The following is an 18368-nucleotide window of genomic DNA, read 5'->3' as shown; positions in this document are numbered from 1 at the left end:
CTTCCCCAAATGGCAATTGCCTACGAATTTAGAAACAGGAGCTCCAAGATGACCATCGAAATGATCGAAGCCGAAGAATTCAACCAGGGCACCCAGATCAAGGTGATCGGTGTGGGCGGTGGCGGCAGCAATGCCGTCGAGCACATGATTTCCCGCAGCGTGCAGGGCGTGGAGTTTGTCAGCGCCAATACCGACGCGCAGGCGCTCACGCGCAGTTCGGCCCACCGTGTCATCCAGCTGGGTGGCAGTGGTCTGGGGGCAGGCGGCAAGCCTGAAAAGGCGCGCGATGCAGCCGAAGCGGCAGTTGAAGACATCCGCGACGCCATCCAGGGCGCGCACATGCTGTTCATCACGGCCGGCATGGGCGGCGGCACGGGCACGGGGGCTGCCCCGGTGATCGCGCGCATCGCCAAGGAGATGGGTATTCTGACCGTGGGTGTGGTGACCAAGCCTTTCGACTGGGAAGGTGGCCGCCGCATGAAGAACGCCGACGAAGGCCTGGCCGAGCTGGAAGCCAATGTGGATTCGCTGATCGTGGTGCTCAACGAAAAGCTGCTCGATGTGCTGGGCGATGACATCACCCAGGACGAAGCCTTTGCACACGCCAACGATGTGCTCAAGAACGCCGTGGGCGGTATCGCTGAAATCATCAACGAGTACGGCCAGGTGAACGTGGACTTCGAAGACGTGCGCACCGTGATGGGCGAGCCCGGCAAGGCCATGATGGGCACGGCCACTGCCAGCGGCCCCGACCGCGCCCGCATCGCTGCCGAGCAGGCCATTGCCTGCCCGCTGCTCGAAGGCATCGACCTGTCGGGTGCCAAGGGCGTGCTGGTGCTGGTCACCGCGAGCAAGGGCAGCCTCAAGCTGTCCGAGTCGCGCCAGGCCATGAACACCATCAATGCCTACGCATCGACCGACGCTCATGTGATTTTCGGCGCTGCCTACGACGAAACCCTGGGCGACGAAATCCGCGTGACTGTGGTGGCCACAGGCCTGTCGCGTGCCAACGCACGCCGCCAGCCCATCTCGGTGGTGCAAGGTGGCCTGCGCACGGGCACGGACAATATGGCCTACCAGATGCCCATGGCCGGTGTGGCAACCCTGGGGGGGGCTGTGGGTGTGCAAGGTGGCCACACGGGCAGCGCGCAAGCCGACTACGGCAGCATGTCGGTGCCCAGCGTGTGGCGCACCAACCGCACCCAGGCTGCGGCCCGTGTGGACGCGCTGTCCTCGGGTGGCATGGATGACCTGGAGATCCCTGCTTTCCTGCGCAAGCAAGCCGACTGATCGACAACAGGCTCTTCCATGGGCCGCAAGACAAGAAGCCCTGCCAGCACAAGCTGGCAGGGCTTCTTTTTTGGCAGCGAGGTTTGCTTGCGCTGTGCTTGTGCTGCTTCAGGTCCTTGGGGTCAGAAGGACTCCCAATCGTCGTTGTTGTTGTTGTCCGCTGCAGGTTTGGGGCTGCTGGCCTTGGGCGGCAGCGCCGCTGCCGGGGCCTTGGCGGGCGACGCTGGGCGGGGTGCAGCGGCCTTGGCCAGTGCGGGGCGCGGTGCGGCAGCGCGTACGGGAGCGGGTGTGGGGCGGGGTGTGGCCGCAGGGGCGGGCCGGCTTGCCGGGGACGGCGCTGGGGCATTGCTGCCATTGACCCGGAACAGTGCGACCACCTGGGTGAGCTTCATGGCCTGCTCGCGCAGACTGTCTGCGGCGGCAGTGGATTGCTCCACCAAGGCAGAGTTCTGCTGCGTCATCTGGTCGAGCTGGTTCATGGCCGTGTTGACCTGGGCAATGCCCTGGCTCTGCTCGGACGTAGCCGAGCGGATTTCGCCAATGATGTCGGTCACGCGCTGAACGCTTTCCACGATCTCGGTCATGGTGGCGCCCGCATTGCCCACCAGCTGCGTGCCCGACTCCACCTTTTCGACCGATGCGCCAATCAGCGCCTTGATCTCCTTGGCGGCTTCGGCACTGCGTCCGGCCAGGCTGCGCACCTCGCTGGCCACCACGGCAAAGCCCCGGCCTTGCTCGCCCGCGCGGGCTGCCTCGACGGCGGCATTCAAGGCCAGGATATTGGTCTGGAAGGCGATGCCATCGATCACGCCGATGATGTCGCTGATCTTGTTGCTGCTGGCGTTGATGTCCTGCATGGTGGCCACCACCCGGGACACCACTTCACCCCCACGTGCCGCGACCGCAGCGGCTGATGTGGCCATCTGGTTGGCCGTCTGCGCGGAGTCCGAGGTCTGCTTGACGGTGCTGGTCAGCTCCTCCATGCTGCTGGCCGTGCTTTGCAGGTTGCTGGCGGTGTCTTCGGTGCGGTGGGCCAGGTCGTTGTTGCCCTGCGCGATTTCGCTCGACGCGGTGGCGATGCTGTCGGTGGCGGCGCGCACGTCGGTGACCAGCTTGCGCAGCGAGGTGACCATGTGGGCGAGCCCGTCGAGCATCGAGCCGGGGTGGGCCGTGGGGATGTGTGTATCGAGATTGCCTTCGGCCACTTCCGACATGATCGCGATGGCGTCAGTAGGCTCTCCCCCGATCTGGCGCAGCACGGAGCGCGATACGAACAGGCCGATGGCCCCCACCACAAGAATCACCACCACCACCATGGCCAGGCTCGACAGCAGGGCCTTGCGCAGCAGCATGTCCACGTCATCGGTATACAGCCCCGAGCCCACCATCCAGTTCCAGCCGTCTACACGGACGATGTACTGCAGCTTGGGCACCGGGGTGGTCTGGTTGGGGCGGGCAAACATGGTGGGGACAAACGCCTTGCCATCCTTGCTGCTGCGCATGCCGTTCACCAGCAGGGCGATGATGTCCACCCCCGAGCCGTCCTTGACCTTGCCCAGCATGTTCTGCCCATCCCACTCGGGTTTAAAGGGGTGCATCACCCCCACGCCCTCGGTGGTCCAGATGTAGAAATACTCGGTCTTGCCCTCGGGGCCGCCATAGCGCGCAATGCGCAGGGCGTCCTTGGCGGCCTTTTGGGCCTCCTCCTGGGGCATGGCGCCGCTGGCGGCCTTGGCCTGGTAGGCGGCCACAATGCTGTGGGCGGACTGGACGGCGGTGGTCAGCAGCTCTTTTCGGGACTCGGTGATGAGTCGTCGCTCCTGCAGGAGGGAGGTGACGGCCATGATCAGCAGCGCGACAAGCGCAGTGCCGATCATGAGCATGATTTTCATTTTGAAGCTGAGCTTGCTCATGGGAGTCTCCTGGGGGGCATCTGTGGTGTGTTCATGTTGTATCTTTTCAAGGCCCTCTGGCCCCAAATTGTGCGGCGAACCCGGGGGCCTGCGCAGTAGGTGAAAACGCGGCGGTAGCTCTACGTACGGGCCCCAAGCGCTCCGGGCATGGCGTCTGCAAGGCAGGCAAGACCTCAGCCGGTGCGGGACAGGGCGCCAGAAACTAAAATGGCGGGATGCTCCAGCAACGCACCCTCAAGACACTGACCCGCGCCGTAGGCGTCGGGCTGCACAGCGGCCAGCGGGTCGAGTTGACCCTGCGGCCAGCACAGCCGGACACGGGGATTGTCTTTCGGCGGGTGGATCTGCCACAGCCCGTGGACATCCCGATCCGCGCCGAGGCCGTGACGGACACCCGGCTGGCATCCACCATCGCGGTCGGCAATGCCAAGGTGCACACGGTGGAACACCTGATGTCGGCCTGTGCGGGGCTGGGGCTGGATAACCTTTATGTGGACATCACGGCCGAAGAGGTGCCTATCCTCGACGGATCTTCCGCATCTTTCGTTTTCCTGCTCCAGAGCGCAGGGGTCGAGCTGCAAAACGCGCCCAAGCGCTTCATCCGCGTCCTGCGGCCGGTGGAGGTCCGCGAGGGCGAGGGCGCCAATGCCAAATGGGCACGTTTGACGCCTTACCACGGCTACAAGCTCAGTTTCGAGATCGACTTTGACCACCCGGCCGTGGACTCCACCGGCCAGCGTGTGGAGTTTGACCTGGGGCAAGGCAACTACAGCCGCGACATTGCCCGCGCCCGCACCTTCGGCTTCACCCGCGATGTGGAGATGATGCGCTCCAACGGCCTGGCCTTGGGCGGCGGGCTCGATAACGCCATCGTGATGGACGACTACAAGGTGCTCAACAGCGACGGCCTGCGCTACGACGACGAGTTCGTGAAGCACAAGATCCTGGATGCCATGGGCGACCTGTACCTCATTGGCAAGCCCCTGCTGGCTGCGTACAGCGCTTTCCGCTCGGGCCACGCCATGAACAACCTCTTGCTGCGCGAGCTGCTGGCCCAGCGTGATGCCTGGGAAGTGGTCACCTTCGAGGATGAGCGCCAGGCCCCCACCGGCTTCGCTCAGCCCGCGCGCGCCTGGTAGCACGCACATGTTGATCTTTCGCTGGCTGGCCATGCTGCTGCTTCTGGCGGCTGCCGTGTCGTTTGCGTTTTATGCCGGTACGGGGCAGGCGCGCTACAAGCGCCTGGGGCTCATCATCCTCAAGTGGACGGTGATTGCCGCCGTCTTTTTCTTTGCGGTGATCCTCATCGGCCGACTCGCGTGATGCGCGGGCTCTGCAACGCAGTTTTTTCTCTGGCCTATACTCGCGCCTGCTCCGGGGTGTGCTGATGCGCTGAGATGCAAGAGGCCTGAAGAAATTCAGGCCAGCTTGCGAACCCGACGAACTTGATCCGGTTCATACCGGCGGAAGAAGAGCCGACCTCCTTGTCCCCGTGCCCGCAGTCCCTGTGGGCACGTCATGCCCCAGGTGCTGCCGCCCCTGGGGGGCGCACAGGTCCATTCCGGAGCAGACCCCACCGCCACCGGAACCAGGAGACCTGCCCATGAACGCCCCCGATCCCATCGCTCGCGAGAAGTTTGCTGAATTGCTGGCGCTGACGCGCGAGCCCTTCCCCGCATCGCGCAAAGCCTATATCCCCGGCCAACTGCACACCGACCTGCGCGTGCCCGTGCGCGACATTGCGTTGACCAACGGCGAGCTGGTCAGCGTGTACGACACCTCCGGCCCCTACACCGACCCTGAAGCCGTGATCGACGTGCGCAAGGGCCTGGCCAGCGTGCGCGGGGGCTGGATCACCGGCCGTGGCGATGTGGAGCACTACGAAGGCCGCGCTCCCGTGGCGCTGGACGATGGGCAAAAGAGCGAAGACGCCACGCGCCTGGCCCAGCTGCGCGCCGAGGCCGCCGCCCTGCAGCGCAAGCCCCTGCGCGCCAAGGCCGGTGCCAACGTCACGCAGATGCACTACGCCAAGAAAGGCATCATCACGCCCGAGATGGAGTACGTGGCCATCCGCGAAAACGGCAAGCGCGAGTGGATGGAGCAGTACATGGCTGACGCAGTCCGCGAGCAGCGCCTGATGGGCAACCCGATGGGTGCCAGCATCCCGCGCATCATCACCCCCGAATTCGTGCGCGACGAAGTGGCCCGGGGCCGCGCCATCATCCCCGCCAACATCAACCACCCCGAAGTGGAGCCGATGGCAATCGGCCGCAATTTCCTGGTCAAGATCAACGCCAACATCGGCAACTCAGCCGTCACGTCGAGCATTGAAGAAGAGGTGGAAAAGCTCGTGTGGGCGATCCGCTGGGGTGCCGACAACGTGATGGACCTGTCCACCGGCAAGAACATCCACACCACACGCGACTGGATCGTGCGCAACTCGCCGGTGCCGATTGGCACGGTGCCGATCTACCAGGCGCTCGAAAAGGTGGGCGGCGTGGCCGAAGACCTGACCTGGGAGATCTTCCGCGACACGCTGATCGAGCAGGCCGAGCAGGGTGTGGACTACTTCACCATCCATGCGGGCGTGCGCCTGGCTTACATCCACCTCACGGCGCAGCGGCGCACGGGCATCGTCTCGCGCGGCGGCTCCATCATGGCCAAGTGGTGCATGGCGCACCACCGCGAGAGCTTCCTGTACGAGCACTTCGAGGACATCTGCGACATCATGAAGGCGTACGACGTGTCGTTCAGCCTGGGCGATGGCCTGCGCCCAGGCTGCGCGTCCGATGCCAACGACGAAGCGCAATTTGCCGAGCTGCACACGCTGGGCGAACTCACGCAAGTGGCCTGGAAGCACGACGTGCAGACCATGATCGAAGGCCCCGGCCATGTGCCCATGCACATGATCCAGGCCAACATGACCGAGCAGCTCAAGACCTGCCACGAAGCCCCGTTCTACACACTGGGCCCGCTGACCATCGACATCGCCCCCGGCTACGACCACATTGCTTCGGCCATCGGCGCGGCCATGATCGGCTGGATGGGCACGGCCATGTTGTGCTACGTGACGCCCAAGGAGCACCTGGGACTGCCCGACCGCGACGACGTGAAGCAGGGGATCATTGCGTACAAGATCGCCGCCCACGCGGCCGATGTGGCCAAGGGCCACCCCGGCGCTCGCTCGCGCGACGATGCGCTCAGCCAGGCGCGTTTTGACTTCCGCTGGCAGGACCAGTTCAACCTGGGCCTGGACCCCGAAACGGCCAAGGAATACCACGACGAGACCCTGCCCAAGGACTCGGCCAAGGTGGCACATTTCTGCTCGATGTGTGGCCCCAAGTTCTGCTCGATGAAGATCACGCAGGAAGTGCGTGACTTTGCAAAACAAAAGGGTGTGGCCGAGGCTGAAGCCCTGGCCCAGGGCATGCAGACCAAGGCGGCAGAGTTTCAGAAGAGCGGGGGCGAGTTGTACATCCCCCTGAAGCCCGTTTGAGAACAGTGCAATAAGCGCAGCTACTGGCCCCGAGGATTCCCTGAAACAGGGCCTCGGGGCCGTGCTTACCCTGTGCGGTGGATAGCCCTGCCCGGCATATAGTCCCGCCCACCCCCGGTTCAGAAGACCGGGAGGATGGGCGTGTGGCACTAAATTTGCTATGCTGAGTTATCTGTTAAAAAATGTAAGGAAGAGCCATGAATGCTCTCGGCCGCTTCTCTATCCGCACACGTCTTTACTTCGGAACCGTTTTTTCGCTGATTCTTCTGATCGTCATTGGCGCCATGGGCTATGTGGCCCTGGACCGCACCCGGGGCACATTGCAGGAGCTGTTTTCGCAGCGGGTGCAAACCCTGACTGATATGTCCGACCTGCGCACGACCCTGGGTGACCTGCGCCGGACCGAAAAAGACATCATCATCAATTTCAACAACTCGGTCGAGGTCTCTGCCCTGCGCGAGTCCTGGGCCAAGACCCTGGCTGCCCTGCGCAAGAGCCTGGCCGAGGTGCGTCAGGTGCAGTCGGGCGATGCAGAGTTTGTGGCCTCCATCGACAAATCCCTGGACGAGATCAAGCAGTACGAAACCGGCATTGCCCCCATCTTCGAGAAGATCGAGGGCGCGCAGCTCGATGGTGCGGGGGGCGGTGCCTACGCCGACCGCCTGAAGGTCCACATGGAGGCCACCGACAAGCTGTTCTCCAGCCTGGCCAGCGCGGCCCGCTCGCAGATGGACGAGGCCCGTGCGGGGGTTGAATCGCGCACTTCCACCATGTCGGCGTTGATTGGCATCGGGCTGGTGCTGGGGTTGGCGGTGCTGATTCCGCTCACCTTCTTCAGCGTGCGCTCCATCACCAAGTCGCTGGGGCAGGCGCAGGAACTGGCCGACCGCATTGCCAGTGGTGACCTCTCTCGCGATGTGGCGGCCATGAACCAGGACGAGGTGGGCCAGCTGGTGTCAGCCATGGGCCGCATGCAGGACGCCTTGCGGGGCCTGGTGCGCCAGGTGCAGGACGCGGCAGGCAACATCACCACCGCCAGTTCCGAGATCGCCAGCGGCAACCATGACCTGAGCCACCGCACCGAGCAGACCGCGGCCAATCTGGAGGAAACCGCTTCGTCCATGGAGCTGCTGACCAGCACCGTGCAGCAAAGCGCCCAGTCCTCCCGCCAGGCCAGCGACTTCGCTTCGTCGGCCGCCGAAGTGGCCGCACGCGGTGGTGCCGTGGTGTCGCAGGTGGTGACCACCATGGACCAGATCACCACCAGCTCGCGCAAGATTGCCGACATCACCGGTGTCATCGACTCCATTGCCTTCCAGACCAACATCCTCGCGCTCAACGCGGCCGTGGAAGCCGCGCGTGCCGGTGAACAGGGCCGGGGCTTTGCCGTAGTGGCCAGCGAGGTGCGCAACCTCGCGCAGCGCAGCGCCGAGGCGGCCAAGGAGATCAAGGGTCTGATCGGTTCGTCGGTGGAACGCGTCGAAGATGGATCGCGCCTGGTCAGCCAGGCCGGGCAGACCATGACCGAGATTGTCAGCAGCGTGCGCCGGGTGTCTGACATCATTGCCGAGATCACAGCCTCGTCGGCCGAGCAAAGTGACAACATCGGCCAGATCAGTCAGTCCGTGAGCCAGCTCGACCAGATGACGCAGCAGAACGCCGCGCTGGTGGAAGAGTCCACCGCTGCCTCTGAATCGCTGCGCGAACAGGCGCTGCACCTGAGCAGTGCGGTCAGCCAGTTCAAGCTGCAGGACGGCGGGGCTCCTGCACCCTCGGTCTTCAGCGCGGCAGCGGCGCCCGCTGCGCCAGCCGTGGCCCAGGCGCAGCGCAGGCCTGCGCTGCGCATACGTTAATTTTGAGCATTTTTTGACCGCTAGGGACCCTCTGCACGAATCACCGTGCCGTGTGCATCTGCGGTCTCGGGCGGTCTGCGGCGTTGCAAAACCTCGCAATAGCTACGGCTATTGCTGCGTTTTGCGCCTTGCAGCCCATCACGATCCGCAGCGCACACTTGCCGCTCGATTCGTGCAGAGGATCCCTAGCGCTTATCTATTAAGCGCTAGTTGCTATCAAAATAATATCAAACTGGCCTCTGCGGCTGGCTAGTCCCGCGTCACCCGCAGTACTTCCTCGCGGCTGGTGATGCCTGCTGCAATCAGCCGTTCCCCATCCTCGCGCATCAGCGCCATGCCGTCGGCCAGCGCGGCGGTGCGGATGTCGGCTTCGGACGCCTGGTTGTGGATTTGCGCGCGGATCGCGTCGGTGGTCACCAGCAACTCGAACACACCGGTGCGGCCCGTGTAGCCCGTCTGGCCGCAGTGCTCGCACCCGCTGCCGTGGCAATGGCTGCAGTATTTGCGCACCAGCCGCTGGGCCAGCACGCCGAGCAGGGACGACGACAACAGGAACGGCTCCACCCCCATGTCGGTCAGCCGCGTGACGGCGCTGGCTGCGTCGTTGGTGTGCAGCGTGGCCAGCACCAGGTGGCCCGTGAGTGAGGCCTGGATGGCGATCTGTGCGGTTTCGAAGTCGCGGATTTCGCCGATCATGATGATGTCCGGGTCCTGGCGCAGGATGGCGCGCAGGGCCTTGGCAAAGGTCAGCTCGATCTTGCTGTTGACCTGCGTTTGCCCTACCCCGGGCAGCTCGTACTCGATGGGATCTTCCACCGTCATGATGTTGTTGCGCGTGGCATCGAGCCGACCCAGCGCCGCATACAGCGTGGTCGTCTTGCCCGAGCCGGTGGGCCCTGTCACCAGGATGATGCCGTGCGGCTGGCTGATCAGCCCCTCGAAGCGGCGCAGCGTCTCACCCTGCATGCCCACGGCTTCCAGGCTCAGCTTGCTTTCGCTCTTGTCCAAGAGGCGCAGCACCGCGCGTTCGCCATGGGCGCTGGGCAGGGTGGAAACGCGTACGTCGATGGCGCGGGTGCCCAGGCGCAGGCTGATGCGGCCGTCCTGCGGCAGGCGTTTCTCAGAGATGTCCAGGTCGGCCATGATCTTCAGGCGCGAGATCAGCGCGGCGTGCAGTGCGCGGTTGGGTTGCACCACCTCGCGCAGGGTGCCGTCCACGCGAAAACGCACGCTGGAATGGCGCTCGTAGGGCTCGATGTGGATGTCGCTCGCGCCGTCGCGCGCGGCCTGCGTGAGCAGGGCGTTGAGCATGCGGATGATGGGTGCGTCGCCAGCCGATTCCAGCAGGTCTTCCACGGCGGGCAGCTCCTGCATCATGCGCGAGAGGTCCGCGTCGCTCTCGACCTCGCTCACCACGGTGGCGGCGCTTGATTCGCTGTGCGAATACACGGCGCTGATGCGCTGGGCCAGGGCCGGGGCGTCCAGCGGCAGCAACTGCTGCACCGGGTGTTTGCGCAGCACTTCGGACAGCGCACCGGCGTCGGGGTGGGGGCCATGCCACAGCACCAGCTGGTGGCCGTCGTCCTCCAGCAGCAGCTGGGCGGTGCGGGCAAAGGCGTAGGGCAGGGGGTGGCGCATGGGCGTGGGTCCGTCAGAGCGCCTTGGGCGAGACCGTAGCGTTGAGTGCCAGACTGCGCACGGTGGCGGCAGCGGCATTGGCAGCGTCTTCGGTGTTGTAGGGGCCCACACGCACGCGGGTGAGTGTGCCCCGGTTGGTGTCTACCGCCTGGATGGACAGGGGCAGTGCCGTGCTGCGCAGCTTGGTCATGGCGCTGCGCGATTCCGCATCCTTGCCAAACACACCCACGTTCACGTAGTACAGCGGCGCGGGGACCTGCGCCTGGGCTGTGGGGCTGGACTGCTCCACAGGCGCGCTGCTTTGGGGAGCAGTACCCGGTGTGGGTAGAGGGGGCGCTACAGGGGTGAGCTGCTGCATGGGAACGGGCACCGGCGCGGCGGGCTGCACAGGCATGGGGCTGGCGACCGAAGGCGCCCGCTCGGGCAGCGCGGGAAGGATGGGGGCGCCAGAGACCGAATTCATGACAGTGCTGGGGGCGGGCTGCGTGGCCTGCTGCAGCGCGCGGATCGCTTCGTAGCGGTCCACGACCAGTGCGTCGCTGGTGGCGTTGTCGCGCACCACGATGGGGCGCAGGAAGATCATCAGGTTGGTCTTGCGGCGCGAGCGGTTCTCGCTTTTGAACAGGTTGCCCACCACGGGCAGGTCACCCATCAGGGGTACTTTGTCCTCGCCCTGCGAGTAGGTGTCCTCCAGCAGGCCGCCGATGACGATGATGCTGCCGTCGTCCACCACTACGTTGGATTCGACCGCACGTTTGCTGGTGGTGGGGCCGGTGGCATTGGACAGGGTGGAGCGGTCGATCTTGGAGATCTCCTGGTAGATCGCCATTTTCACCGTGCCGTTCTCGCTGATCTGCGGGCGCACCTTGAGCATCAGGCCCACGTCCTTGCGCTCGACGGTGTTGAACGGATTCACGGTGCCGCTGTTGCCGGTGTTCGCATACGAGCCCGTGACGAAGGGCACGTTGTCGCCGATGAGGATGCGTGCCTCCTCGTTGTCCAGCGTCATCAGGTTGGGGGTGGACAGCACGTTGGCATCGCCGCTGTTCTGCAGGAAGTTGGCAAGCGCGCCCAGGTAATACTGGCCGTTGATGCGTGGCGCCAGAGCCAGGTTCAGGCCCCCGCCCAGGCCGCTCGCGGCAGTGGCGATGCTGCTGGTGCTGCCCGAAGCCAGCGCTGCCGTGATCCCCAGGATGTTGGCACCTGCTGCACCGGAGTTGGTGCCGATCACGCCCACCGTGCCATCGCCTTGTTTGCCCAGAATGCCCTGCCACTGGATGCCGAACTGCGCCACCTTGTTGGCGGCAACTTCCACGATCAGGCTTTCCACCAGCACCTGTGCGCGGCGTCCGTCGAGCTTGTCGATCACTGCACGCAACTGGCGGTACAGGGGCTCGGGCGCCGTGATGATGAGCGAGTTGGTGGTGGGGTCGGCCTGGATCTGGCCGCCCGTGGACGGCTGGTTGTTGTTGGTGCTGCTGGTGCCCATGCCACTGCTTCCCGAGCCCAGTCCCCCACTGCTGCCACCTGATAGACCGCTGCCTGTGGACAGCATGTTGCCGCTGGTGCCTCCACCGCCGAGGCCGCCACTGGGCGCGGCCGGTGCGGCGCTTGCGCCCGCGCTGCCACCGCCCGTGTTGCCGGTGCCGCCCATGGCTGCCATGGCGGCACGCAGCGTGGTGGCCAGCTTGGTGGCGTCGGCGTTCTTCAGGTACACCACATGGATGTTGCCGGTGGACGCACTGCTGCCGGGCGCAGGCGCCTGGTCCAGCTGTGCCACCAGCGCGCGCACCTGGGCCACACGGGCCGGGTTGGCGGCGCGCAGGATCAGCGCGTTGCTGCGCGGCTCGGCAATCAGCGTGGTCTTGAACGAGGTGTCCGCCTGCCCCTGTGCGGCGACCGGCGCGGCACCGCTGCCCCCGTCGATCAGGCGCGCCACCAGCGGCGCGAGGTCAGTGGCGACGGCGTTGCGCAGCGGGATCACTTCCACATCGCTGGCGTTGGAGACATCCATGGCCGCCACGATGCGCGCCAGGCGCTGCAGGTTGTCAGCGTAATCGGTGATCACCAGCGAGTTGTTGCCGGGGTTCACGTTGATGGTGTTGTTGGGGCTGATCAGCGGGCGCAGCACGGGCACCAGATTGGCGGCGTTTTCAAAGTTGAGCTTGAAGATCTGGGTGACGATCTGACCGCCACCGGGCGCGCTGCCAGAGCTGCCCTGCACCACGCTCACGCTGCCGCCTTGCAGTTTGGCGTCGGCCTCGGGCACCACCTTGTACAGGCCTGCAGCCTCCACCACCGTAAAGCCCTGCAGCCGCAGCGCGGCCAGGAACTGCTGGAAGGCGGCGGCGGGCGACACGGCGCGTTCGGTGACCAGGTTGAGCTGGCCCTTCACGCGCGGGTCGACCACCACGTTGCGGCCCGTGATGGTGGCCATGGTGCGGGCCACGGCTTCGATCTCGGCGTTGGCGAAGTTCAGGGTGACGGGCTCGCCGGCGCGCACGCTGCCGGTGCCGGTATCAATGGCGGTTTGGGCGATAATTTGCCCGCTAGCGCACGCCAGTATTGCGCTAGCTGCTATTGCTTTAAGAGCAAAACCCAGGCGTGGTGACAACAAGGAGTTCATAGGTTCAACCCACGGTGATGATGGAGCGCGCGCCGTTGCGTCGTCCAATGATGTTCAGAAGATTCGACAGGGCGGCTTCGCGCTCGGGGGTGGCGCTGGCCTCGCCCGCAAAGCGCAGGCGGTTGCCCACCCACTGGCCGGTGCCGTTGAGCTGCAGGTGACCGTCCAGCGTGCTCAGCGTGAGCGTGGGCGCCTCGCCGCCCTGCACCGCCAGCCGGTAGCTGCCCATGGGGCGCAGGGTGGACAGGCGGGACGACATGGCCCGTGCATCCAGCTGCACCTGGCCTGCCAGGGACATGCGTCCGGCACTCCAGCGCATGGTGAAGCCACGGGTCTGCAGCGCCAGCTGGCCCTGGGGCTGCAGCGTGTTCCAGGGCGTGCCCAGCCCGGTCAGCACGGAGGCCGGCCACAGGCTCTCGCCGTCGATGATGGTCAGGCGCGTACCGGACCAGCCGGCACTCGCCTGCAGTCGCAGGGCTGTAGGGGTGCAGCAGCTGGCATTCAGTTGCGCGTGCAAGCCACCCCAGCCGGGGCGGATGCGCCAGTCCAGGCGGCTGGGCAGGGCGGCGCTGTCCTGGCTGGCCGAGCCCCCCGTCAGCACCAGTTGGGCCGAACCTGTCCAGACCGTACCGCGTGCCTGCAGCAACTGTACCTGTCCGCCCGTTGCGCTGGCGACACTTTGTGCCAGCCAGTGCGCGGGTGCAAACGCCACCACGGCAGGCACTACGCCCGCCACAGCGCCGACCAGCGCCCAGCCCCATGCGCTGCGGGGAGTGCGGGGTACGGGTTTTCGGTGTCGTGAGGAGGTGGCCACGGGAGAGAGTGTCTGTGCGGGGGCTGATTCAGGGCTGGGCAGGCGGCAGGGCCAGCACCAGAGTGCCGTCCCAACGTGGCATCGCCGTGGCCGCGTTGCCCAGTTTGACCGGTGCCGGGGCGTTGGGTGCGGAGCCTGCAGGGGCGGCGCTGCGCGTCAAGCGCGCCTCCACCGGGGCGGCGCGGGCGTTGCTGCGTGCCTGGGCCAGCCATTGGGCCAGCGCATCGGCGGGAGCGCCTTTGAGCGTGACCGTGGCGCGGTCTCCCACCACATTGAGCTGGGCCGTATTGCCCAGGCGCTGTGTGAGCGCGGTACGCAGCGCACCGACGGAATCGCCGCGCGTGTTGCGCGGGGCCGACTGCAGCTGCTGCGCTTCGGCGCGCAGGCCTTGCATGCGCTGCAGCTGTGAGTCCAGCTCGGCATGGCGCGCGGGTGCGGCGCGCAACGTGGACAGGGCCGGGGCCACGGCCAGCCACCACAGCAGGGCAAACGCGACGAGGCCACCTGCGGCCAGGACCAGGGTCTGCTCCCGGGGGGCCAGGGCCTGCCAGCGGGCGCGCAGGGCGGGAGAGGTGATGACAGTCATGGTGTGCCTTCAGCGCGCAGCAGCAGGCTGCCGTCGTCCAGCCGGGCCCGGTAGCCCGCAGCCTGCAGGCGGGCCGAGAGCACGGTTTCTTCATCGGGGGCCAGCGTGACGCCGCGCAGGCGCAGCTCGCCGGGGGCGTATTCGATGCCCGTGGGCTGGCGGCCGCTGGGGAGGGAGGCTCCGGCGGCGGCAAGCAGGGGCTCCAGGTCGCGGGCCGAAACGGCGCCGGCCGCCTGCCGCAGCTGGGCCAGCTCGCGCTCCATCTGCACCGGGGCATCCACCACCACCTGCACCTTGGGGAAAGTCTGGGTCAGCGTGGACCGCACGGCCGCCTGTTTGGCGGCCAGCGCCTTGCGCTCCTGCCAGGCCCAGGCATTGAGACCCACCAGATGCGCCACCACCAGCAGTGCTGCGCCCCAGCGCGCTGCGCGCCACTGCGGGGCGTTCAGCAGTGCGCTGGCCAGGCTGCCCGCCTTGCGCAGCGCCCGGGTGCGGCCGGTGCTGGCCAGATCGAACTGGGCCAGATCCCAGTCGCCGCGCGCGGCGTCCAGCGCCCGCTGGCTGGCCGTGTGCAGAGCCACGCGCTGGCCCAGCGTGCGCTCTGCCAGGGCCGCGACCGCAGGCTCGGCGCGCACCACGGGCGCATCGTCTCCGTCCGTGGCCGTATCCTGGGGGAGCCCGGCACGGGCCAGCATCACGGAGGCAATGGACAGGGGCAACACGGCCACGCCGTGTTCGGCGCCCTGCCCAGTCAGCACCACGCAGGCGTCTTCGGGGGTGCCCAGGGCGCACAGCTCGGGGCGGCCACTTTGGGTGGGGCCGGGGGCGAATTCAGGCACGACACGCGACACGCGGCGACCAGCGGCTTCCAGGGCCTGCAGGTTGTCGCGCAGCCAGGTGCGGTCGCACACCGCCACCCACACGGGTTCTCCGGGATTGGCATCCGGCTGGATGGCAAAGTGCAGCTGTGATGCGTCGTCGAGCAGGCGGTCTTCAAGCAGACCCTCCAGCACCGATCGCAGGCGCGGTGTCTGCTGGCCCGCGCCCAGTGCCAGGCCGGGCGGCAGTTGCACCCGTTGCCAGGACAGCGCCCGGGCGGGTACCACGGCCACCACTTCGCCGCCGGGGCGCGTGGGTTCGGGCAGCAGCGCGGCCGGGGCAGTGGCGTGGCGAAGGGCAGTGTGGCCGTCCGCCGTCAGCGTGTAGCTGTACTCGGTGGCCGGCCCCGGACGGGCCGGCGGCAGGAAAAGGATGAGGGTGCTCATGGACAGGTTTTGCGGGCCATTTTAGGGGGCGGGCTTGACAGTGCGGGCCGAACCTGCGGATGTGTTGCAGATGTGTCAGATTTCAGCGCTGGGCCTCCCGAGCGCCCGGGGCGGTTTCGCGGTCAAAAGCACCCCGTTCGCGCCATAGCGTGGTGACCTCGATGCCCTGTTTGCGCACCAGTGATCGCTCGTCCACCATGGCATCGCCCAGGCGCAGGCGGCCGCGCACCTCAAAGTACGAAGAGGCCACGGCATGGGCGCCCTCATTGATGTCGATGCTGGCACCCAGAAGGTCGCGCACCTCGCTGAGCGTGCGGAAATGCCGAGCCTCGCGGGCCTGCAGCATCTTTTGGGCGCTGGCCATGTCCAGGCCGTCGATGGCGGCCAGCAGCACGTCGATGTCGGCGGTGTTGAGGTTGACCGGCGCGCGCACGGGCAGCAGCGTCACGTGGGGCGCCAGGCGGGCCACGGTGGTGGGCGCCAGGCCCAGCCAGCCCAGTTGCGACATGGTGGGGGGCAGCAGCGGGGCGTTCGTGCTGTCGGTGCCGGTGGTGGCCTGCGCGCGCCGCAGGGCGTCGGTGAGCAGGCTCAGCTCCTGCAGCGGCAGGCCCAGGCGCTCGAACAGCCGCGTGAACTGCCGCAGTGCCAAGGTCTGCACATTGCCGTTGTCGACCAGGTTGGTCAGATTCAGGCGGCCCTGCATGTCCGAGATCTGCCCCGACAAAAAGGCCTCGGTGGTGTCGGTGGTGGCGTCGTCCACCTGGCTGACGTTCTTGTCGGCCGCGAGAAAGGTGGACAGCCGTGCCTCCTGCAGGGGCACGGCCCAGGGCTCGGCCAGGTGGTCCGCACCACCCGAGCGCCCGTCTTCGCGCAGGATCAGGCGCGACCAGTCGAGCGCACCGACCAGAATCCAGGTGGACTGCACGCGGCCGCGCTCGGCCGTTTCAATCTCTACCGCGCGCCATTGCTGCCACATGGACGCCGCTGCAAAGGTCGCCACGAGGGTGACCGTGAGCATAGCCAGCAGCAGCGCCGCACCGCGTTCCCTGCGGACCGGGCGCGGCCCCATGTGGAATCCCCCTGGGTCGCTGTGAAACTGGCGCGGCCCAGACCAGTGCCATCGTCGAACAGGCTTTGCCAGGCCACGAGTGGCGTCCCCCTGGGGGGAAGCGGCGCGGCTGTTCAGGGGGGGGCTTGTCATTGTCATGTCCGACCCCCACCCAGCACGGGGTTCACCCAATCGCGTGTGAGCCGCCCCACCAGGGCCTGGCCGGGCGGCAGGGTGATCTGCAGGCGCACCCCGTCGGGGATGGCCGAGGTGCCCACCGGGGTGGTGCCACTGCTGGACAGCGGGTTGGACCACGCACCGCCCCGGTAGTAGAAGATCTGCCAGTCCTCCAGCGGCAGCAGCGTCATCTCATGGCGCCGCTCGGCGTCGCCCGGGCTGCGCGCCCACTGCGCGGCCAGCTGCCACGCCTCCTGCCACTCGGCGCGCGTGCGCACCGGGGGCGACTGCCAGCGCATCCACTGGCCCACACCCTGGCCGCCCCGGCGCGTCCAGGCCACCACCAGGGCGCCCTCGTCGGGCACTGCGCTGGTGCGCCGCGTCAAACGCAGCACCTGGCCGTCCCAGTCGAGCGGCGTGGTATTGGCAATGGGCAGCAGCGCATCCAGGTCCGTGCCCCACTGGCCCAGGGCAGACTGCAGTACCAGCATCTCGTCGGCCCGCTGGCGCGTGATCTCCTGCGCCCGCACCATCCCATCCAGCCCACGCCAGCTCAGGATGGCCAGCAGGCTCATCACCGCAATGGCCAGCAGCAGCTCTACCAGCGTGAAGCCGCGCGCGCCTTTCAAAACCGGCGCGGCGCGAGGCCAGTGCACCCGTGGAACTGGCTCTGCCAGGCCACCGGGTGCGTCCCCCCCAAGGGGGGAAGGCGCGAAGCGACTCAGGGGGGACATCTGGTCAATACCTTCCGATGATGGTCGAGATGCGCAGGATCGAGTTGTCGCCATCCAGCACCTGCGCGTCCATCCGGCGAAAGCTCGGGTTGGGCGTGGGCCGCACGATCAGGGCCACGGTGAGTTGGCGCCCGGCCTGTTCGCAGGTGACTTGGCTGTCGCCCACGCTGGGCATCTGGCGCGACAGGCGCGCATAGACCAGTTCGTTCTCGGCGCATAACTGGGCCAGCACGATGTCTGACTGGCGCAGCGCGTTGCGCGTGAGCGCCGTGGTGGCCTGCAGCCCCGCCATCAGTGCAATAGCCACGATGCTGAGCGCCACCAGCACCTCCACCAGCGTGAAGCCGCGCTGGCGCCTGCAACAGCGTTGGGGGGGCAGGGTGGACTTCATTGGACGGTCTCGACGGTGAAGGGGCGCACCCCGTCGGTGGCAATGCGCAGCGTGCGCTCGGGATAGGCCTGGTGGGTGATCAGCACCTGCTGGGGGCCAATGAGGGGCTCTGGCCCCAGCACCAGCAGCGTGGGCGCGCGCACCGTGGTGCCCGCATCCAGCCACTGGCCGGGCATCGCCGCCAGTGCGCTGGGCGGCAGGCCCTCGAACCGGAACCCTCCGGCATCGGCACGCCAGCGCACGGGCATTCCCCCGGCGCGCGACTGCGCACGCGCAGATTCCAGCAACGCCGCCAGCCGGGCTGCCTCGCGCTCGACCAGTGTCTGCCCGCTGTCGCGCATGGCGATGCTCACACCGGCGGTGGCCAGGGCAATGATGCTGATGACCACCAGCAACTCAAGGAGGGTGAAGCCCCCCTGAGCCGCCGCGCGGCTTCCCTTCGGGGGGGAGATGCCGATGGCCTGGCGAAGCCAGTTCCACGACATCCCTGGCCGAGGGAGCGCCAGTTTCATGGAGCAGGGGTCTGTCGCGAAGAGC

Annotated in this window: 15 protein-coding genes and 1 riboswitch; of the genes, 5 read left to right on the top strand and 10 right to left on the bottom strand. The window is 66.9% G+C overall.

Translation table 11 applies throughout. The annotated features are described in order from the left end of the window. Positions 1 to 48 precede the first annotated feature (48 nt). Positions 49 to 1290, top strand: coding sequence for a cell division protein FtsZ (ftsZ, locus tag ACODS0_RS21630; RefSeq protein WP_488837092.1), 1242 nt, complete (start codon positions 49 to 51; stop codon positions 1288 to 1290). A gap of 122 nt (positions 1291 to 1412) precedes the next feature. On the opposite strand, the gene ACODS0_RS21625 is transcribed toward ftsZ, so the two are convergent. After that, entirely contained in the window at positions 1413 to 3203 is a 1791-nt protein-coding gene (locus ACODS0_RS21625) for a methyl-accepting chemotaxis protein (protein WP_488837090.1), read from the bottom strand. Between the two features lie 215 nt (positions 3204 to 3418). Between ACODS0_RS21625 and lpxC the strand changes: the two genes are divergently transcribed. The 4 genes from lpxC (at position 3419) to ACODS0_RS21605 (ending at position 8552) form a co-directional block, all read left to right on the top strand. After that, positions 3419 to 4342 carry a UDP-3-O-acyl-N-acetylglucosamine deacetylase gene (gene lpxC / locus ACODS0_RS21620; RefSeq protein WP_121422316.1) on the top strand — a complete coding sequence of 308 codons (924 nt, stop codon included), beginning with the start codon at positions 3419 to 3421 and terminating at the stop codon, positions 4340 to 4342. Between the two features lie 7 nt (positions 4343 to 4349). Continuing rightward, entirely contained in the window at positions 4350 to 4526 is a 177-nt protein-coding gene (locus tag ACODS0_RS21615; RefSeq protein ID WP_176888338.1) for a hypothetical protein, read from the top strand. Positions 4527 to 4568: 42 nt separating this feature from the next. Further along, positions 4569 to 4692: riboswitch (TPP riboswitch) on the top strand. Between the two features lie 114 nt (positions 4693 to 4806). Then, positions 4807 to 6699, top strand: a complete 1893-nt coding sequence (gene thiC / locus ACODS0_RS21610; protein ID WP_488837087.1) for a phosphomethylpyrimidine synthase ThiC — start codon at positions 4807 to 4809, stop codon at positions 6697 to 6699. A gap of 197 nt (positions 6700 to 6896) precedes the next feature. Continuing rightward, positions 6897 to 8552, top strand: coding sequence for a methyl-accepting chemotaxis protein (locus ACODS0_RS21605; RefSeq protein ID WP_055398550.1), 1656 nt, complete (start codon positions 6897 to 6899; stop codon positions 8550 to 8552). Positions 8553 to 8801: 249 nt separating this feature from the next. On the opposite strand, the gene ACODS0_RS21600 is transcribed toward ACODS0_RS21605, so the two are convergent. The 9 genes from ACODS0_RS21600 to ACODS0_RS21560 all read right to left on the bottom strand — a co-directional run bounded on the left by ACODS0_RS21600 (position 8802) and on the right by ACODS0_RS21560 (position 18343). After that, positions 8802 to 10190: a GspE/PulE family protein gene (locus ACODS0_RS21600; RefSeq protein ID WP_121422318.1), complete on the bottom strand. Its 1389-nt coding sequence runs from the start codon at positions 10188 to 10190 to the stop codon at positions 8802 to 8804. A 13-nt stretch (positions 10191 to 10203) separates the two neighbouring features. Beyond that, positions 10204 to 12816, bottom strand: coding sequence for a type II secretion system secretin GspD (gene gspD, locus ACODS0_RS21595; RefSeq protein WP_488837084.1), 2613 nt, complete (start codon positions 12814 to 12816; stop codon positions 10204 to 10206). Between the two features lie 4 nt (positions 12817 to 12820). After that, entirely contained in the window at positions 12821 to 13630 is an 810-nt protein-coding gene (gspN, locus tag ACODS0_RS21590; protein WP_488837082.1) for a type II secretion system protein N, read from the bottom strand. Positions 13631 to 13658: 28 nt separating this feature from the next. Further along, the gene (locus ACODS0_RS21585) at positions 13659 to 14216 is read right to left on the bottom strand and encodes a type II secretion system protein M (RefSeq protein ID WP_055398546.1); all 558 of its coding nucleotides are present in this window, start codon (positions 14214 to 14216) and stop codon (positions 13659 to 13661) included. Beyond that, positions 14213 to 15481 carry a type II secretion system protein GspL gene (gene gspL, locus ACODS0_RS21580; protein WP_431151895.1) on the bottom strand — a complete coding sequence of 423 codons (1269 nt, stop codon included), beginning with the start codon at positions 15479 to 15481 and terminating at the stop codon, positions 14213 to 14215. The genes ACODS0_RS21585 and gspL overlap by 4 nt, the downstream gene beginning before the upstream one ends. Before the next feature lie 82 nt (positions 15482 to 15563). Next, a complete protein-coding gene (gene gspK, locus ACODS0_RS21575; protein ID WP_055398544.1) occupies positions 15564 to 16550 on the bottom strand; it encodes a type II secretion system minor pseudopilin GspK in 987 nt (328 codons plus the stop codon). Between the two features lie 134 nt (positions 16551 to 16684). Beyond that, complete coding sequence (locus ACODS0_RS21570; protein WP_228897326.1) at positions 16685 to 17362, bottom strand: PulJ/GspJ family protein; 678 nt, start codon at positions 17360 to 17362, stop codon at positions 16685 to 16687. An 82-nt stretch (positions 17363 to 17444) separates the two neighbouring features. Continuing rightward, positions 17445 to 17831, bottom strand: a complete 387-nt coding sequence (gene gspI / locus ACODS0_RS21565) for a type II secretion system minor pseudopilin GspI (RefSeq protein ID WP_436130229.1) — start codon at positions 17829 to 17831, stop codon at positions 17445 to 17447. Continuing rightward, positions 17828 to 18343 (bottom strand): prepilin-type N-terminal cleavage/methylation domain-containing protein, encoded by a 516-nt coding sequence (locus ACODS0_RS21560; RefSeq protein ID WP_255484830.1) that lies wholly within the window; start codon positions 18341 to 18343, stop codon positions 17828 to 17830. Before ACODS0_RS21560 ends, gspI begins: the two co-directional genes overlap by 4 nt. Between the last annotated feature and the right edge of the window lie 25 nt (positions 18344 to 18368).

It is taken from the genome of Acidovorax sp. FG60 (assembly GCF_057808995.1).
The sequence above is the reverse complement of the archived record's forward strand: the minus strand, read 5'-3'. Positions and strand labels throughout refer to the sequence as shown.

What these genes read in the sequence shown, in the direction of transcription:
- ftsZ (WP_488837092.1), top strand. Translation starts at nt 49, where the DNA reads ATGACCATCGAAATGATCGAAGCCGAAGAATTCAACCAGGGCACCCAG.
- ACODS0_RS21600 (WP_121422318.1), bottom strand. Translation starts at nt 10,190, where the DNA reads ATGCGCCACCCCCTGCCCTACGCCTTTGCCCGCACCGCCCAGCTGCTG.
- ACODS0_RS21605 (WP_055398550.1), top strand. Translation starts at nt 6,897, where the DNA reads ATGAATGCTCTCGGCCGCTTCTCTATCCGCACACGTCTTTACTTCGGA.
- gspK (WP_055398544.1), bottom strand. Translation starts at nt 16,550, where the DNA reads ATGGGGCCGCGCCCGGTCCGCAGGGAACGCGGTGCGGCGCTGCTGCTG.
- thiC (WP_488837087.1), top strand. Translation starts at nt 4,807, where the DNA reads ATGAACGCCCCCGATCCCATCGCTCGCGAGAAGTTTGCTGAATTGCTG.
- ACODS0_RS21560 (WP_255484830.1), bottom strand. Translation starts at nt 18,343, where the DNA reads ATGAAACTGGCGCTCCCTCGGCCAGGGATGTCGTGGAACTGGCTTCGC.
- gspI (WP_436130229.1), bottom strand. Translation starts at nt 17,831, where the DNA reads ATGAAGTCCACCCTGCCCCCCCAACGCTGTTGCAGGCGCCAGCGCGGC.
- ACODS0_RS21615 (WP_176888338.1), top strand. Translation starts at nt 4,350, where the DNA reads ATGTTGATCTTTCGCTGGCTGGCCATGCTGCTGCTTCTGGCGGCTGCC.
- ACODS0_RS21625 (WP_488837090.1), bottom strand. Translation starts at nt 3,203, where the DNA reads ATGAGCAAGCTCAGCTTCAAAATGAAAATCATGCTCATGATCGGCACT.
- lpxC (WP_121422316.1), top strand. Translation starts at nt 3,419, where the DNA reads ATGCTCCAGCAACGCACCCTCAAGACACTGACCCGCGCCGTAGGCGTC.
- ACODS0_RS21585 (WP_055398546.1), bottom strand. Translation starts at nt 14,216, where the DNA reads ATGACTGTCATCACCTCTCCCGCCCTGCGCGCCCGCTGGCAGGCCCTG.
- gspD (WP_488837084.1), bottom strand. Translation starts at nt 12,816, where the DNA reads ATGAACTCCTTGTTGTCACCACGCCTGGGTTTTGCTCTTAAAGCAATA.
- gspL (WP_431151895.1), bottom strand. Translation starts at nt 15,481, where the DNA reads ATGAGCACCCTCATCCTTTTCCTGCCGCCGGCCCGTCCGGGGCCGGCC.